This window comes from Tessaracoccus zhenghani, from assembly GCF_054552775.1.
Window position 1 is genome coordinate 1,991,497 of record NZ_CM137275.1, and the last position, 12,127, is coordinate 2,003,623.

A 12,127-nucleotide genomic window follows, 5' to 3' on the forward strand; every position below is an offset into this window, starting at 1 on the left:
TGACGGCGTGACCACGGACTCCTCCGACGTCGCGCGCAGGCCGGGATGGAGCGCGTCGCTGATTCCCGCCGCGCTGGTCTCCCTGTCCGCGTTCTTCCTCTTCGGCCTCGAGGCCCGGCCCGTCGGTTACCTGACGATGGCGCTCGGCATCGCCCTGGCCGTCTGGCTCGACCGGGTCCTGCTCCGCGACCTCCTGCTGGTCGCCGTCGGCCTCATCATCGTCTCCACCATCTCGGTGCGCGCCGACGTGAGTTGGGGCAACGTGGCGCTGATGGGCACGGTGCTGACGCTGGCCGTGGCGGTGCCGTACCTGCTCAACCGCTTCGGCTACGGAGACCACACCATCCGTTTCCACTGGCTCTCAGGCCGCTGGACGACATGGATGTGGGCCTACCTGCTGGCGGTGCCGGTGATCGGCTGGGTGCTGCTGCCCACCTACTTCGTGCGCTCCGGTGCGTACCGCAACTGGCCCGCGCTCGAGGACTGGACGGAGGTGGCCCGCTTCTTCGTCGGCGTGAACTTCGTGGGCTCCTGGGACGAGTTCTTCTTCATCATCACGATCTTCGTGCTGCTGCGCCGGCACTTCTCCTTCTGGTTCGCCAACGTGTTGACCGCGATGATCTTCGTGTCGTTCCTGTGGGAGTTGGGCTACCGGGAGTGGGGCCCGCTGCTCACCACTCCGTTCGCCCTCCTCCAGGCGTACCTGTACTCGAAGACCCGCTCGCTACTGTACGTGCTGGTGGTGCACCTGCTGTTCGACGTGGTGGTGTTTCTGTCGATCGTGCACGTGCGCTATCCCGAACTGCAGATCTTCTTCTACCTGTGGTGACTCAGCCCTGCTTGCGGGCCTTCTCCAAGCGGGCGTACATCTCGTCCACCAACTCGCGGAAGCGCTTCTCCACCTCGCGACGGCGCACCTTCAGCGTGGGCGTCAGCAGGCCGTTGTCCATGGTGAATTCCTCATGCAGGACGGTGGTCTCCTTCGGCCGCTCCTGCGATGGCAGCCGCGCCGTGATCTCGTCGACGCGGCGGCGCAGCTCGTCGAGCAGTTCGCTCGAGTTCATCCAGTCCTTCATCTCCCCCGGCCAGGAGAAGCGCTTGGCCAGTTCCTCCACCGCGGGCAGCGACGGCTTGACCAGCAGCGTCACGAACGGCCTGTTGTCGCCGAGCAGCACGGCGTGTTCGAACAGCGGGTCCGCCAGGATCAGTCCCTCGATGGGCTGCGGGGCGACGTTCTTGCCGCCGAGGGTGACGATGATGTCCTTCAGCCGGTCCGTGATGATGAGGAAGCCGTCGGTGTCGACGTAGCCGACGTCGCCGGTGTGCAGCCAGCCGTCCTTGATCACCTGGTCTGTGGCCTCCTGGTCGTTCCAGTAGCCCAGCATGACGTTGAGACCCTTGTAGAGGATCTCGCCGAAGTCGCCGATCCGGAGTTGGCCACCTGGCAGCACCTTGCCCGTGGTGTTCTCCTTGAAGTCGTCCGGCGCGTTGAACGACACCAACGGCGAGGCCTCGGTCAGCCCGTAGCCCTGCATCACCGGCAGACCCACCGACGCGAAGAACTCCTCGATCTCCGGACGCAGCGGGGCGCCGCCGCAGGCCAGCACGGTCTTCGGGCCGCCCAGCGCGGCGCGGACGTTGCCGAGCACCAGCTTGTCGGCGATCCGCAGCTTCGCGCGGAGCGAGGCGCCGGGCTCACGGCCGGCGCGGAACGCGTACTGGTTGTGCCTGCCCACCTTCAACGCCCAGGCGAAGATCGCGCGCTTCACCGGCGACCCGCCGGCCTTCTGGTGCGCCGTGGTGTAGACCGTCTCGAACAGCTTCGGCACCGAGACCATCAGGGTGGGCTGGGCCAGCACCATCTGCTCCGCGACGGTGCGCGCGTTCTCGACGTAGGTGTTCATGCAGCCGTGCATCAGCACGACGTAGGTCCAGGCCCGCTCCAGCGCATGCGAGAGTGGCAGGAACGACAGCGAGTGGTCGTCGGGGGTGATGTCGAAGAACTGGTCCAGCGCCTCGGACTGCATCACGAACGCCTTGTGCTGGAGCATCACGCCCTTGGGGTTGCCGGTGGTTCCGGAGGTGTAGATGATCGAGGCGAGGTCGTCCCCGTCGGCCCCGGCGAAGCGCTCTTCGACGGCGGGGGTGGGCTCGGCCAGGAAGTCGGCGTAGCTCACGATCTGGGGCGGCATGCCGTCGTACGGCCTGGTGATGATGACATGCTCCAGCTCCGGCAGGGAGTCGAACACCTCCAGCACCCGTTCGGCCTCAGACTGGTTGCCGACGAACATCACCGTCAGGCCCGAATCCCCCGCGATGTGCTGGATCTGCTCCGGCGTGGAGGTGGCGTACAACGGCACGGGCACCGCGCGCACCGTGCCGGAACCCAGGTCGATCTCGGACCACTCGGGGCTGTTGCCCAGGAAGATGCCGACGCGCCCACCGGTCTCGACCCCGAGGTTCAGGAGCCCCTGACCGACCCGTCGGATCTGCTCACCGAACTGCGCGTAGGTCTGCGTCCGCCACGCGTCGTTCTCGCGGATTCTGGTGGCGGTGCGCTGGCCATGCTGCTCGATGATGCTGCGGACGCGTGCGACGACGTGGTTCATGGGGTTCCCCTCCGTTGGGCGTTGTCCAGCCTAACGCGCAGCGGCACAGACCTGCCCGTCGGTGTCTAGACTTGACGGACCCCAACCTTGGAAGTGACATGACTGACTGAGCCGGGCGCGCCCGTTGGCGTGCCGTCCACCAGACCGCATCCCAGCGACCCCTCAGGACCCCTCATGGCTCATTGCCCTGCCGTCGTCGCAGACGGCCTCTCCTTCCACCTGCCCAACGGAGCCGTCATCCTCGACGGCGTCTCCGCCACCTTCCCGGCTGCCCGGACGGGGCTCATCGGGCCCAACGGCTCCGGGAAAACCACCCTGCTGCGCCTCATCGCCGGCCGCCTCCAGCCGACGGCGGGCCAGCTGCTCGCCTCCGGGCGGGTGCACCTCCTGCCCCAGCGCGTGTCGACTGCGGGCTCGGTCGCCGGCCTGCTCGGCATCACACCCGTCCGATCCGCGCTGCGGGCCATCGAATCCGGGTCCGTAGACCAGGCGCAGTTCGACGCCGTCGGCGAGGACTGGGATGTGGAGCCCCGCGCCCTGGCCGCACTGGCCACGCTCGGGCTGCCGGTCGAGACGGACTTCCTCGACCGCGACGCCGGCTCGCTGTCCGGCGGCGAAGCCACCCGGATCGCCCTGGCGGGCGCGCGGCTCGCCCGAGCCGACATCACCCTGCTCGATGAGCCCACCAACAACCTCGACACCCGCACCCGACGGTGGCTCAACGAGGCCCTCAGCGCCTGGGACGGCGCGGTCATCGTCGTCAGCCACGACCGCGACCTGCTGGAGCGCGTGGACGCGCTGGTGGACCTCGATCCCCGCGGCACCGTCAGCTTCGGCGGCCCGTTCAGCGCCTACCAGGAGCAGCGCGCCGCCGCCCAGGCCACGGCTGAGCGGCGACTCCGGGAGGCCGACGCCGAGGTGTCCCGCGCGAAGCGTGCCGCGCGGGCCGAGCTGCAGCGGCAGGCTCAGCGAGACCGCTCCGGGCGGCGAGAGCGGGCCAAGGGCAACGTGGACAAGATGGCCGCCCACTACTTCCAGGACCGCGCGGACAAGGGATCCGGCGCCAAGGCGACGGCGCACGCGGGGGCCGTCGCCGACGCGCTGGACACGCGCAGCCGCGCGGACGCCGCGGCACGGGCCCCGGAGGTGATCAGGATCGACCTGCCGGACACGGCGGTGCCGCCGGGCAAGCGGGTCCTGGCCCTGCGTCAGCCCGGGGAGTCGCCGCTGGAGGTGGTCGGCCCCGAGCGGATCCGCCTCACGGGAGACAACGGGGCGGGCAAGTCCACCCTGCTCGGCCGGCTGCTGAGCAGCGGCACCGCTTCCCACCTCCTGGGCGATGTTGACGTCACGCTCCCGCCCCAGGTGCCCGTCGGCGTGCTGACCCAGAGCCTCGACGAGTTGGACGCTTTCCCCTCCGCCCTCGAGGCGGTGCGGGCGGCCACCCCGGGCCGGACGCCGCACGACGCCCAGGTGCTCCTGGCGCGGTTCCTGATCAGGGGCGACCGTGCGGACCAGCCGCCGGCCACCCTGTCCGGAGGCGAACGGTTCCGGCTGGGGCTGGCGCGCACGCTGTTCGCGGATCCGGCGCCCCAGCTTCTGGTGCTCGACGAACCCACCAACAACCTCGACCTGGCGTCGGTGGGGCAACTGGTGGCCGCGCTCGGCGACTACCGCGGCGCACTCCTCATCGTCACCCACGACGCGCACCTCGCCCGCGACCTGCACGTCACCCGTCGCTGGGATCTCACCCGGGAGGCGGGCGACGTGCGGATCAGTGACCGGTGAGGCGTCAGCCGCGCGCCCTGTCGGCCGCGATCACGCGACGCATGCCCTCAATGGCGGTGGGGATCAGGTTGCCGATCTGCGACGCTGCCTTCTCCTCGTCGGTCATGGGCTGGAAATCGTGGTGACCCATGATCATCATCACGCCGCCGGCGCGTACGCGGCGGGTGGCGGCGACGAGGAACAGCGTGGCACATTCCATCTCGGAGACCAGGCAGCCGCCCTTCACCCAGGCGTCCCACCGCTCCTTCAGGCGCGACGCCACGGGCATCGAATCCGGCGAGTGCTGCCCGTAGAAGGAGTCCTTCGACTGCGAGACGCCCACGTGGTAGCGCTTCCCCATGTCCCGCGCGGCCTCGGTCAGGCCCATGACGAGGTCCTGGTGGGCGACGGCGGGGAACTCCATCGGCAGGTAGTGCAGGCCAGTGCCCTCGTCACGGATGGCGGCGTTGATCACGGCGACATCGCCGGGCTGCGTCTCCGGCTGCATGGCGCCGGAGGTGCCGACGCGCATGAAGGTGTCGGCGCCCACGTGGATGAGTTCCTCGACGGCGATCGCTGTCGACGGGCCGCCCATGCCGGTGGACGTGACAGCGACGGGCACGCCGTCGAGTTCACCGGCCCAGGTGGTGTGTTCGCGGTTCGACGCGACGAAGCGGGGGTTGTCGAAGTGCTGCGCGATGACCTCGCAGCGGCCGGGGTCGCCGGGGAGGAAGACGTAGCGCCCGATGTCGCCCTGGGCGAGGTGGATGTGGTACTCGTAACCCTCTGAGTAGGCCATGAATGCTCCTTACTGAATGTCAGCCAAGCTACCCGTATCCGGGCAGCCCCTGCTGGGTTTAGAGTTTGTCAGGCACACCGTCGGGCGCGTCACCTCGGTGTGGGGGCCGAGGAGGAGATGCGATGAACGTGCTGCGCCGTGCGCTGGCCGTCGCCGCCAGCTTGCTCCTCGCCGTCCCCGTCGTGGCACATGCCGACGAGGGCACCGCCCCCGTCACGCCGGTCCGGCGCATCTCGTGCCCCACCGCCGAGCAGGTCTCGAAGGTGTCCGGCTACGACCTGTCCTCCCTGACCGCCACTCGCGCCTCCTGCTGGTACGAGAGCGCCCCCACCGCCGCGCAGGGCCTGCGGCAGCGCGTCGAATTCACCTACACGAAGGACGCCGGCCTGGCCGCAGCCCGGTCCCGCGTCGAAGCGTGGCAGGACGCCACCATCCGCTCGGCCGTCGCGCTGGGCCCGGAGGCGTTCTCCTGGGAGTCCGCGGGCCCGGCCAACGTCTACTGGGAGGTCAGCCCGGGGGCGGTGGGCACGCTCAGCGGCGTCGACGAGCACGCGAAGGCAGTGGCCACAGCGGAGTTGTTCCGCCCACAGATGGAGGTCTACACCGTGCCGGGCGAGCGCACGGTGGGCGGCCGGAAGTGGCGCACCACCTGCGAGCCGTACTCCGAGACCACCCGCTGCCGCACCGAGATCTGGGCGCACGCCGTCGTGCCGGACGGGGCTTCCTTCCGCCGCCAGGAGGGCTGGACCTTCAACTCGCTGACGTACCTCTGGTCCAAGCGCGCGCTGTGGGCGCACAACCCGCTCGCCACGGACGGAACGTGGCGGGCCGACGGCCGGGTCTGGCGCACCGAGTGCGACACGGCCGTCACCGGCCGGGGCGCCTGCCGCACCTGGCTGCGCCACCCCACCGTCGAGGTGGCCCCGGACGGGGAGTTCGTCACCACTGTCGGCTGGGTGTTCAACAACCAGGTCCTGTTCAGCTGAGCCGAACCGGTCCGCCTGTCAACCAAAGCGCCGCTCGTCGCGTCTTACCGGTACAGACCTTTGAGGAAGGCGATTCCAATGAAGCTCCGCACCACACTCAGCGTCCTGGCCGCCGCAGCGATGTTCGCCGTCGGCGTGGCCACTCCCGCGCACGCCGCCCCGGTCGCCGCCGTGGCCCGCGTCGCCTGTCCCAGCGCCGAGGCCGTCTCGGCCACCTGGGGCGCGAAGATGACCCGCACCGAGGTCACCACCACGTCCTGCCGCTACCAGAAGGTGGGCGGCGACGAATTCAGCGGCTTCACCGTCAGCGTCTCCGTCGGCACCCCTGCCGAGGCCATGGCGGCGTTGGCCGCCGGGTGGCCCGAGGAGAGCCCCTATCCGTTCCAGCCGCAACCCGTGCCGGCATTGGGGGCCGACGCGTTCAAGTGGGCGGATGCCAGCCCGGCGTTCTACTACTGGACCTTCGCGCCCGGCGCTCTGGCCACCATGGCGGGCAACACGAGCTCCGCCTCGTCCGAGACTGCGCTGATCGCTACGGCCAAGCTCTTCAGGCCGATGATGGAGGTCTACACCGTCCCCGGTGAGCGCACCGTCAACTCTCGCCAGTGGCGCACCACCTGTGAGCCGTACTCGGCCACCGCCCGCTGCCGCACCGAGATCTGGGCCTCCGTTATCACGCTGAAGGACGGCCGCTACATCAAGACGGACGGATGGGCTTTCAACTCGCTCACGTACCGCTGGTCGGACCGCGCCCTGTGGAAGAACAACCCGCTGGGTAACACCACCCCGGGCTGGACCGCCACCGACGGCCGCAAGTGGCGCACCGAATGCGACACCCCCACCACCGGCCGCGGCGCCTGCCGCAGCTACATCCAGGCCACCGTCATCAGCGCCACGGCCTCCGGTTACCGGCAGGAGACCACGTGGGTCTTCAACAACCAGGTCCTCTTCAACCAGTGACGGGCACGTCACCCGGAGGGGGACCGGTGACCCAGACACGCCACGCGGGTGATCCCGCCACTGGGTGACATACTCGCCGGGTGACCGATAGAAACCGCATCTCCGCACCAGGCACGGCCAGGACCTTCCACCGGATGAAGGTCCTGGCCGTCCTGCTGTTGTCGATGGGGATGTCGCTCATGGCCATCTCGTCGGTCAACGTGGCCCTGCCCACCATCCAGGAGGGGCTGGGCGCGACCGACCAGGACCTCCAGTGGGTGCTCGCCGGCTACGCGCTGGCCTTCGGAGTGACGCTGATCCCCGCCGGCCGCGCCGGCGACGTGCTGGGGCGTGGCTCCTGGTTCATCGTCGGTGCGGCGCTGTTCACCGTGGCGTCGCTGGCCTGCGGCCTGGCGCCCAACGCGTTCATCCTGAACGCAGCCAGACTGGTGCAGGGCGTGGGCGCGGGACTGTTCTCGCCGCAGGTCACCGGCATGATCCAGCAGTACTTCAGCGGCGGCGGGCGGGCCAAGGCGTTCGCCCTGCTGGGCGTGACGATCTCCGCCTCAGTAGCGGCCGGCCCCGTCATCGCCGGTGCCATCATCGAGGCCGCGGGCCCGGAGACCGGGTGGCGCTGGGCCTTCTTCGGCTACCTCCCCCTCGGCCTTGCCGCCGTCGTGCTGGGCCTGAGGTGGTTCCCGTTCGTGAAGGAACGCAGGCGCCGGCTGGGCCTCGACGCGACGGCGGGGAGGGTCGATCTGGACCCGGTAGGCTCGCTACTCATCACCGCCTCCGTGGTGGCCGTGATGTACCCGTTCATGGCCAGGCAGTCGTGGGCCTGGTGGCTCCTGCCGCTCGCCGCCGTCCTGATCCTCGCGTGGTGGCTCTGGGAGCGCCGGTACAAGGCCGCGGGCCGCGAGCCGCTCGTGGACCTCGAACTCTTCCGCTACCGCTCCTTCCGCAACGGGCTGCTGGTCTCCGGCGCCGCCTTCCTGGGTCTGACCTCCACGTTCGCGGTGGTGGCGATCTTCCTGCAGAACGGGCTGGGGGTCGACGCGCTGCGCACCGGCCTGCTGGGCCTCCCCAACGCGGTGCTGAGCGCCGTCGCCTCGATCTACACGGTGCGCTTCGTGATGACGCGCGGCAGGCGTCTCGTCGTCTTCGCGCTCGCGTTGATGGTCACCGGCGCCCTGTTGAGCATCCTGGTGGCGTGGGGCATCGGCGAGTTCGGCTGGTCGTTCTGGTGGCTCTCGGCCACGCTGGGTCTCAACGGGGCGGCCATGGGCGCGTTCGCCTCGGCGAACCAGACGTTGAGCATGCAAGACGTGCCCGTGCGCCACGGCGGCACCGCCAGCGGCCTGAAGCAGACCGTCGAGCGCATCACCACCGCGCTGGGCAACGCGGCCATCACCGGCGTCTTCTTCGCCGTCGCCGCCACGGGCTCGTGGGCCCTGGCGTTCATGGGCGCCTTCACCGGGATCGCGGCCTGCCTCCTGCTCGCGCTGGTGCTGGGGATCATGGACGACAGGCAGCATGCGCGCTGAAACCGCGCCAGTGACTTCCCCCGCCACGTAGCTAGGCTGGGCACCATGTCTTTCCCCCTCGGTGCCCACGTCGACTCCGTCAACCCGCTCGCCGACGCCGCGGCGCTCGGCGCCGGCGTCGTGCAGATCTTCCTCGGCGACCCGCAGAGCTGGAAGAAGCCCGCGGCCCTCACCGACGGCGGGGCCGAGGCCCTCAAGCAGGCCGCCGCCGACGCAGGCGTGCAGCTGGTCATCCACTCCCCTTACGTGCTCAACGTCGCGTCGCTGAACAACCGCGTGCGCATCCCCAGCCGCAAGCTGCTGCAGCAGACCGTCGACGAGGCGGCCGCCGTCGGCGCGCTCGGTGTGGTGGTGCACGGCGGTCACGTCACCGCGAAGGACGACCCAGCCGTCGGCTACGAGAACTGGCGCAAGTGCGTGGACGGGTTGAAGCTGCCGGTGCCGATCTTCATCGAGAACACGGCCGGCGGCGGGCAGGCGATGGCGCGCTACGAGGAGTCCATCGAGCGGCTGTGGGACGCCATCTCAGGTTCGGACAACATCGCTCAGGTGGGGTTCTGCCTCGACACGTGCCACGCCCACGCGGGCGGGCTGCAGCTCGACGGCCTGGTGGGACGCATCAAGGCGATCACCGGCCGCATCGACGTGGTGCACTGCAACGACTCCCGCGACGCCTACGACAGCGGCGCCGACCGGCACGCCAACCTGGGTCAGGGTCAGGCGGACCCGGAGGCGCTCATCGCGATCATCCGCGAAGCGGCCGTGCCGACCATCCTGGAGACCCCCGGCGGGGTCCCGGAGCACGACGCCGACCTGGCGTGGCTCCGGGCCCGGCTCTGAGGGCTACTTCCAGCCGTTGGCGACAGCCAGCCGCTCGGCCTCTGCGCGGTAGCGCTCCATGACCTCCGGCTTCGACGCGGCCTCGTAGGTCTGGGAACCGGCCAGCTCCCAGGTGGGGAGCGTTCCGGTCAGCACCCACGCGGCCTGACGCGCCGCGCCCAGCGCCACGTACTCGCCGGACGGCGGCACGTCCACGGGCACCCCGAGCACCTCTGGGGCGATCCGCCGCACGGCCTCAGACTTGGCGCCGCCACCGATCAGCGACACGCGCTCAACGGCGACACCGAGCGCTCGCACCGCATCAAGACCCCCACCGAGCAGGCCCAACAGGCCTTCGACGGCGGCGCGGGCGAGGTTCGACGGCGTGAAGTTGGCCAGCGTCATGCCCACCAGCGACGCCGTGGCGTCGGGCAGGTTGGGCGTGCGTTCCCCCTCGAACCACGGCACGAGGGTCAGCCCGCCCGCGCCGGGCGCGGCCGAGAGTGCCAGCCTGGCCAGTTCGTCGAAATCGACGCCCAGCACGGAGCGGGCGCTGTCGAGGATGCGGGCCGCGTTGAGGGTGGCGGTGAGCGGCAGCCAGGCGCCGGTGGCGTCCGCGAACCCGTTCACGGTTCCGGTGGCGTCGGCCACCGGGGTGCCGGAGACCGCAGCGACCACTCCCGAGGTGCCGATCGACAGCGACGTCTGGCCGGGCGCGAGGCCCAGCCCCAGAGCGGCCGCCGCGTTGTCGCCGGCGCCGGGCCCGATGAGGAACCCGGGCCCCTCGACCGCCTCGTGGGGACGCAGGACGCGGGGCAACACCACATTCGCGGCGTCGCGTCGCAGCGCCAACGACAACAGGTCGCGGCGGTACTCATTGGCGACCGAGTCGAAGTAGCCCGTGCCCGAGGCGTCGGAGCGGTCCGTGACCAGGTCGTCGAGCGAGCGTGCGCCACGGATGCGCCACGTCAGCCAGTCGTGCGGGAGCGCGACGGCGGCGACCCGCGCCGCGTTGTCAGGCTCCTCGTCCGCCAGCCAGCGAAGCTTCGTCTGCGTGAACGACGCCAGCGGCAGGTGGCCCACGGCCTCCGCCCAGCCGTCGAACTCCGCGCGCAGGTCCGCCGCGGCCCCCGCTGAGCGGGTGTCGTTCCAGAGCAGCGCATCGCGGATCACTCGGCCGTCGGCGTCCAGCGCCACCATGCCGTGCTGCTGGCCGCCGACGCTCAGCACCTCGACGTCATCCAGCCCGCCGGCCTGCTCGGCAGCCTGCTGGAACGCGTTCCACCAGTGTTCCGGGTCGACGGCGGTCCTGTCGGGGTGCGACGCCTGGCCCCGGCGCACCACAGCGCCGGAGTCGGCATCGACGATGAGCACCTTGCACGACTGTGTCGAGGTGTCGACGCCTGCCACCAATGCCATCGTCGGTCTCCTAGCCCTTGAGCAGGTGCCGCAGCGCTGCCTGCTGAAGCTCGACGAAATGATACTCGCGGGCGCCCTTCTCGGCGGGATCCGGCATCTCGGCCTTGCGCAGGTCCGCGATGGTCTCGCCCTCGGCGAGGGTGGGCTCCGCGAGCTCGAAGATGGAGGCCTTCTTCATCAGTTCCTGCACCTCGGGATCGGCGCGGAAGGCCTTGGCGCGGTCCGCGAGCATCGTGAAGGCCTCCATGTTGGCCTTCGCGGAATCCCAGATGCCCTCGACGCCCTCGGTGCGGCTGGGCTTGTAGTCGAAGTGGATGGGGCCGTCGTAGCGCGGCGCGTCCGGGCTGGCCGGGAAGCCGTTGACGATGAGGTCGACGGTGAAGAAGGCGCTCATGAGGTCGCCGTGACCGAACACGAGGTCCTGGTCGTACTTCAGGCCCCGCTGGCCGTTGAGGTCGATGTGGAAGAGCTTGTCGCAGTACAGCGCCAGCCCCAGGCCCTGGGTGTAGTTGAGGTTGGCCATCTGCTCGTGGCCGACCTCCGGGTTCAGGCCCACGATGTCGCCGTGCTCGAGCGTGTTGATCAGGCCCAGCGCGTGCCCGATAGTGGGCAGGAGGATGTCGCCGCGCGGCTCGTTGGGCTTGGGCTCCAGGCCGATGCGCAACCCGTAGCCCTGCTCCTTGATGTAGCCGGCGACGGTGTCGAGGCCCTCGGCGTAGCGCGCGTGTGCCGCGTGGTAGTCCTTGGAGCTGTCGTACTCGGCGCCCTCACGCCCGCCCCACATGACGAACGTGCTGGCACCCATGTCGGCGGCGATGTCGACGGCGTGCAGGATCTTGCGCAGCCCGTAGCGACGCACGGAGCGGTCGTTCGAGGTCAGGCCGCCGTCCTTGAACATGGGGTGGCTGAAGGTGTTGGTGGTGACCATCTCGATGGTCAGGCCGGAAGCGTCACACGCCTCCTTGAACTTGGCCAGCCGCTTGGCGACGGTGGCGTCGTCGGCATCGAACGGGTAGACGTCGTTGTCGTGGAAGGTCACACCCCAGGCGCCGAGCTCGGCGAGCTTGTCGGTGTAGTACCAGGGGTCGAACTCAGGCCGCGTGTCGCTGCCGAAGGGATCGGTGCCACGCCAGGCCACCGTCCAGAGACCGAAGGAATAACGAAGATCAGACACGGGACTCTCCTCCATTGGATTTGTTTTCTGAGAAAACAATATCAGCACGACCCCAGACACGGCAACGGGCA

Annotated in this window: 10 protein-coding genes; 6 read left to right on the forward strand and 4 right to left on the reverse strand. The window is 69.8% G+C overall.

Annotation, left to right across the window (positions count from 1 at the left end; all coding sequences use genetic code 11):
• Positions 1-7: 7 nt before the first annotated feature.
• Positions 8-829: a CPBP family glutamic-type intramembrane protease gene (locus ACX1DX_RS09490; RefSeq protein ID WP_459396402.1), complete on the forward strand. Its 822-nt coding sequence runs from the start codon at positions 8-10 to the stop codon at positions 827-829.
• A 1-nt stretch (position 830) separates the two neighbouring features.
• Here the strand turns inward: ACX1DX_RS09490 and ACX1DX_RS09495 are convergent, their stop codons facing one another.
• Positions 831-2,609: an AMP-dependent synthetase/ligase gene (locus ACX1DX_RS09495; RefSeq protein WP_459396403.1), complete on the reverse strand. Its 1,779-nt coding sequence runs from the start codon at positions 2,607-2,609 to the stop codon at positions 831-833.
• Positions 2,610-2,783: 174 nt separating this feature from the next.
• Here ACX1DX_RS09495 and ACX1DX_RS09500 point away from each other — a divergent pair, with 174 nt between their 5' ends.
• Complete coding sequence (locus ACX1DX_RS09500) at positions 2,784-4,397, forward strand: ATP-binding cassette domain-containing protein (RefSeq protein ID WP_459396404.1); 1,614 nt, start codon at positions 2,784-2,786, stop codon at positions 4,395-4,397.
• Between the two features lie 4 nt (positions 4,398-4,401).
• Here the strand turns inward: ACX1DX_RS09500 and udp are convergent, their stop codons facing one another.
• On the reverse strand, positions 4,402-5,175 hold the full coding sequence (gene udp, locus ACX1DX_RS09505) for a uridine phosphorylase (RefSeq protein WP_459396405.1): 774 nt from the start codon (positions 5,173-5,175) through the stop codon (positions 4,402-4,404).
• Positions 5,176-5,297: 122 nt separating this feature from the next.
• Between udp and ACX1DX_RS09510 the strand changes: the two genes are divergently transcribed.
• The 4 genes from ACX1DX_RS09510 to ACX1DX_RS09525 all read left to right on the forward strand — a co-directional run bounded on the left by ACX1DX_RS09510 (position 5,298) and on the right by ACX1DX_RS09525 (position 9,484).
• Positions 5,298-6,161, forward strand: coding sequence for a glycoside hydrolase 64/thaumatin family protein (locus tag ACX1DX_RS09510; protein ID WP_459396406.1), 864 nt, complete (start codon positions 5,298-5,300; stop codon positions 6,159-6,161).
• A gap of 78 nt (positions 6,162-6,239) precedes the next feature.
• Complete coding sequence (locus ACX1DX_RS09515) at positions 6,240-7,121, forward strand: hypothetical protein (RefSeq protein WP_459396407.1); 882 nt, start codon at positions 6,240-6,242, stop codon at positions 7,119-7,121.
• Between the two features lie 80 nt (positions 7,122-7,201).
• Positions 7,202-8,644 (forward strand): MFS transporter, encoded by a 1,443-nt coding sequence (locus ACX1DX_RS09520; protein WP_459396408.1) that lies wholly within the window; start codon positions 7,202-7,204, stop codon positions 8,642-8,644.
• A 45-nt stretch (positions 8,645-8,689) separates the two neighbouring features.
• Entirely contained in the window at positions 8,690-9,484 is a 795-nt protein-coding gene (locus ACX1DX_RS09525; RefSeq protein ID WP_459396409.1) for a deoxyribonuclease IV, read from the forward strand.
• Between the two features lie 3 nt (positions 9,485-9,487).
• Here ACX1DX_RS09525 and xylB read toward each other — a convergent pair whose 3' ends face one another.
• Both xylB and xylA read right to left on the reverse strand, forming a co-directional pair.
• Entirely contained in the window at positions 9,488-10,882 is a 1,395-nt protein-coding gene (xylB, locus tag ACX1DX_RS09530; protein ID WP_459396410.1) for a xylulokinase, read from the reverse strand.
• A gap of 10 nt (positions 10,883-10,892) precedes the next feature.
• Positions 10,893-12,056 (reverse strand): xylose isomerase, encoded by a 1,164-nt coding sequence (gene xylA / locus ACX1DX_RS09535; RefSeq protein WP_233120763.1) that lies wholly within the window; start codon positions 12,054-12,056, stop codon positions 10,893-10,895.
• Positions 12,057-12,127: the final 71 nt, after the last annotated feature.

Excerpts from the sequence above, each read along its gene's own strand:
- ACX1DX_RS09495 (WP_459396403.1), bottom strand. The coding sequence starts at position 2,609 with ATGAACCACGTCGTCGCACGCGTCCGCAGCATCATCGAGCAGCATGGC.
- ACX1DX_RS09515 (WP_459396407.1), top strand. The coding sequence starts at position 6,240 with ATGAAGCTCCGCACCACACTCAGCGTCCTGGCCGCCGCAGCGATGTTC.
- ACX1DX_RS09510 (WP_459396406.1), top strand. The coding sequence starts at position 5,298 with ATGAACGTGCTGCGCCGTGCGCTGGCCGTCGCCGCCAGCTTGCTCCTC.
- ACX1DX_RS09525 (WP_459396409.1), top strand. The coding sequence starts at position 8,690 with ATGTCTTTCCCCCTCGGTGCCCACGTCGACTCCGTCAACCCGCTCGCC.
- xylB (WP_459396410.1), bottom strand. The coding sequence starts at position 10,882 with ATGGCATTGGTGGCAGGCGTCGACACCTCGACACAGTCGTGCAAGGTG.
- udp (WP_459396405.1), bottom strand. The coding sequence starts at position 5,175 with ATGGCCTACTCAGAGGGTTACGAGTACCACATCCACCTCGCCCAGGGC.
- ACX1DX_RS09500 (WP_459396404.1), top strand. The coding sequence starts at position 2,784 with ATGGCTCATTGCCCTGCCGTCGTCGCAGACGGCCTCTCCTTCCACCTG.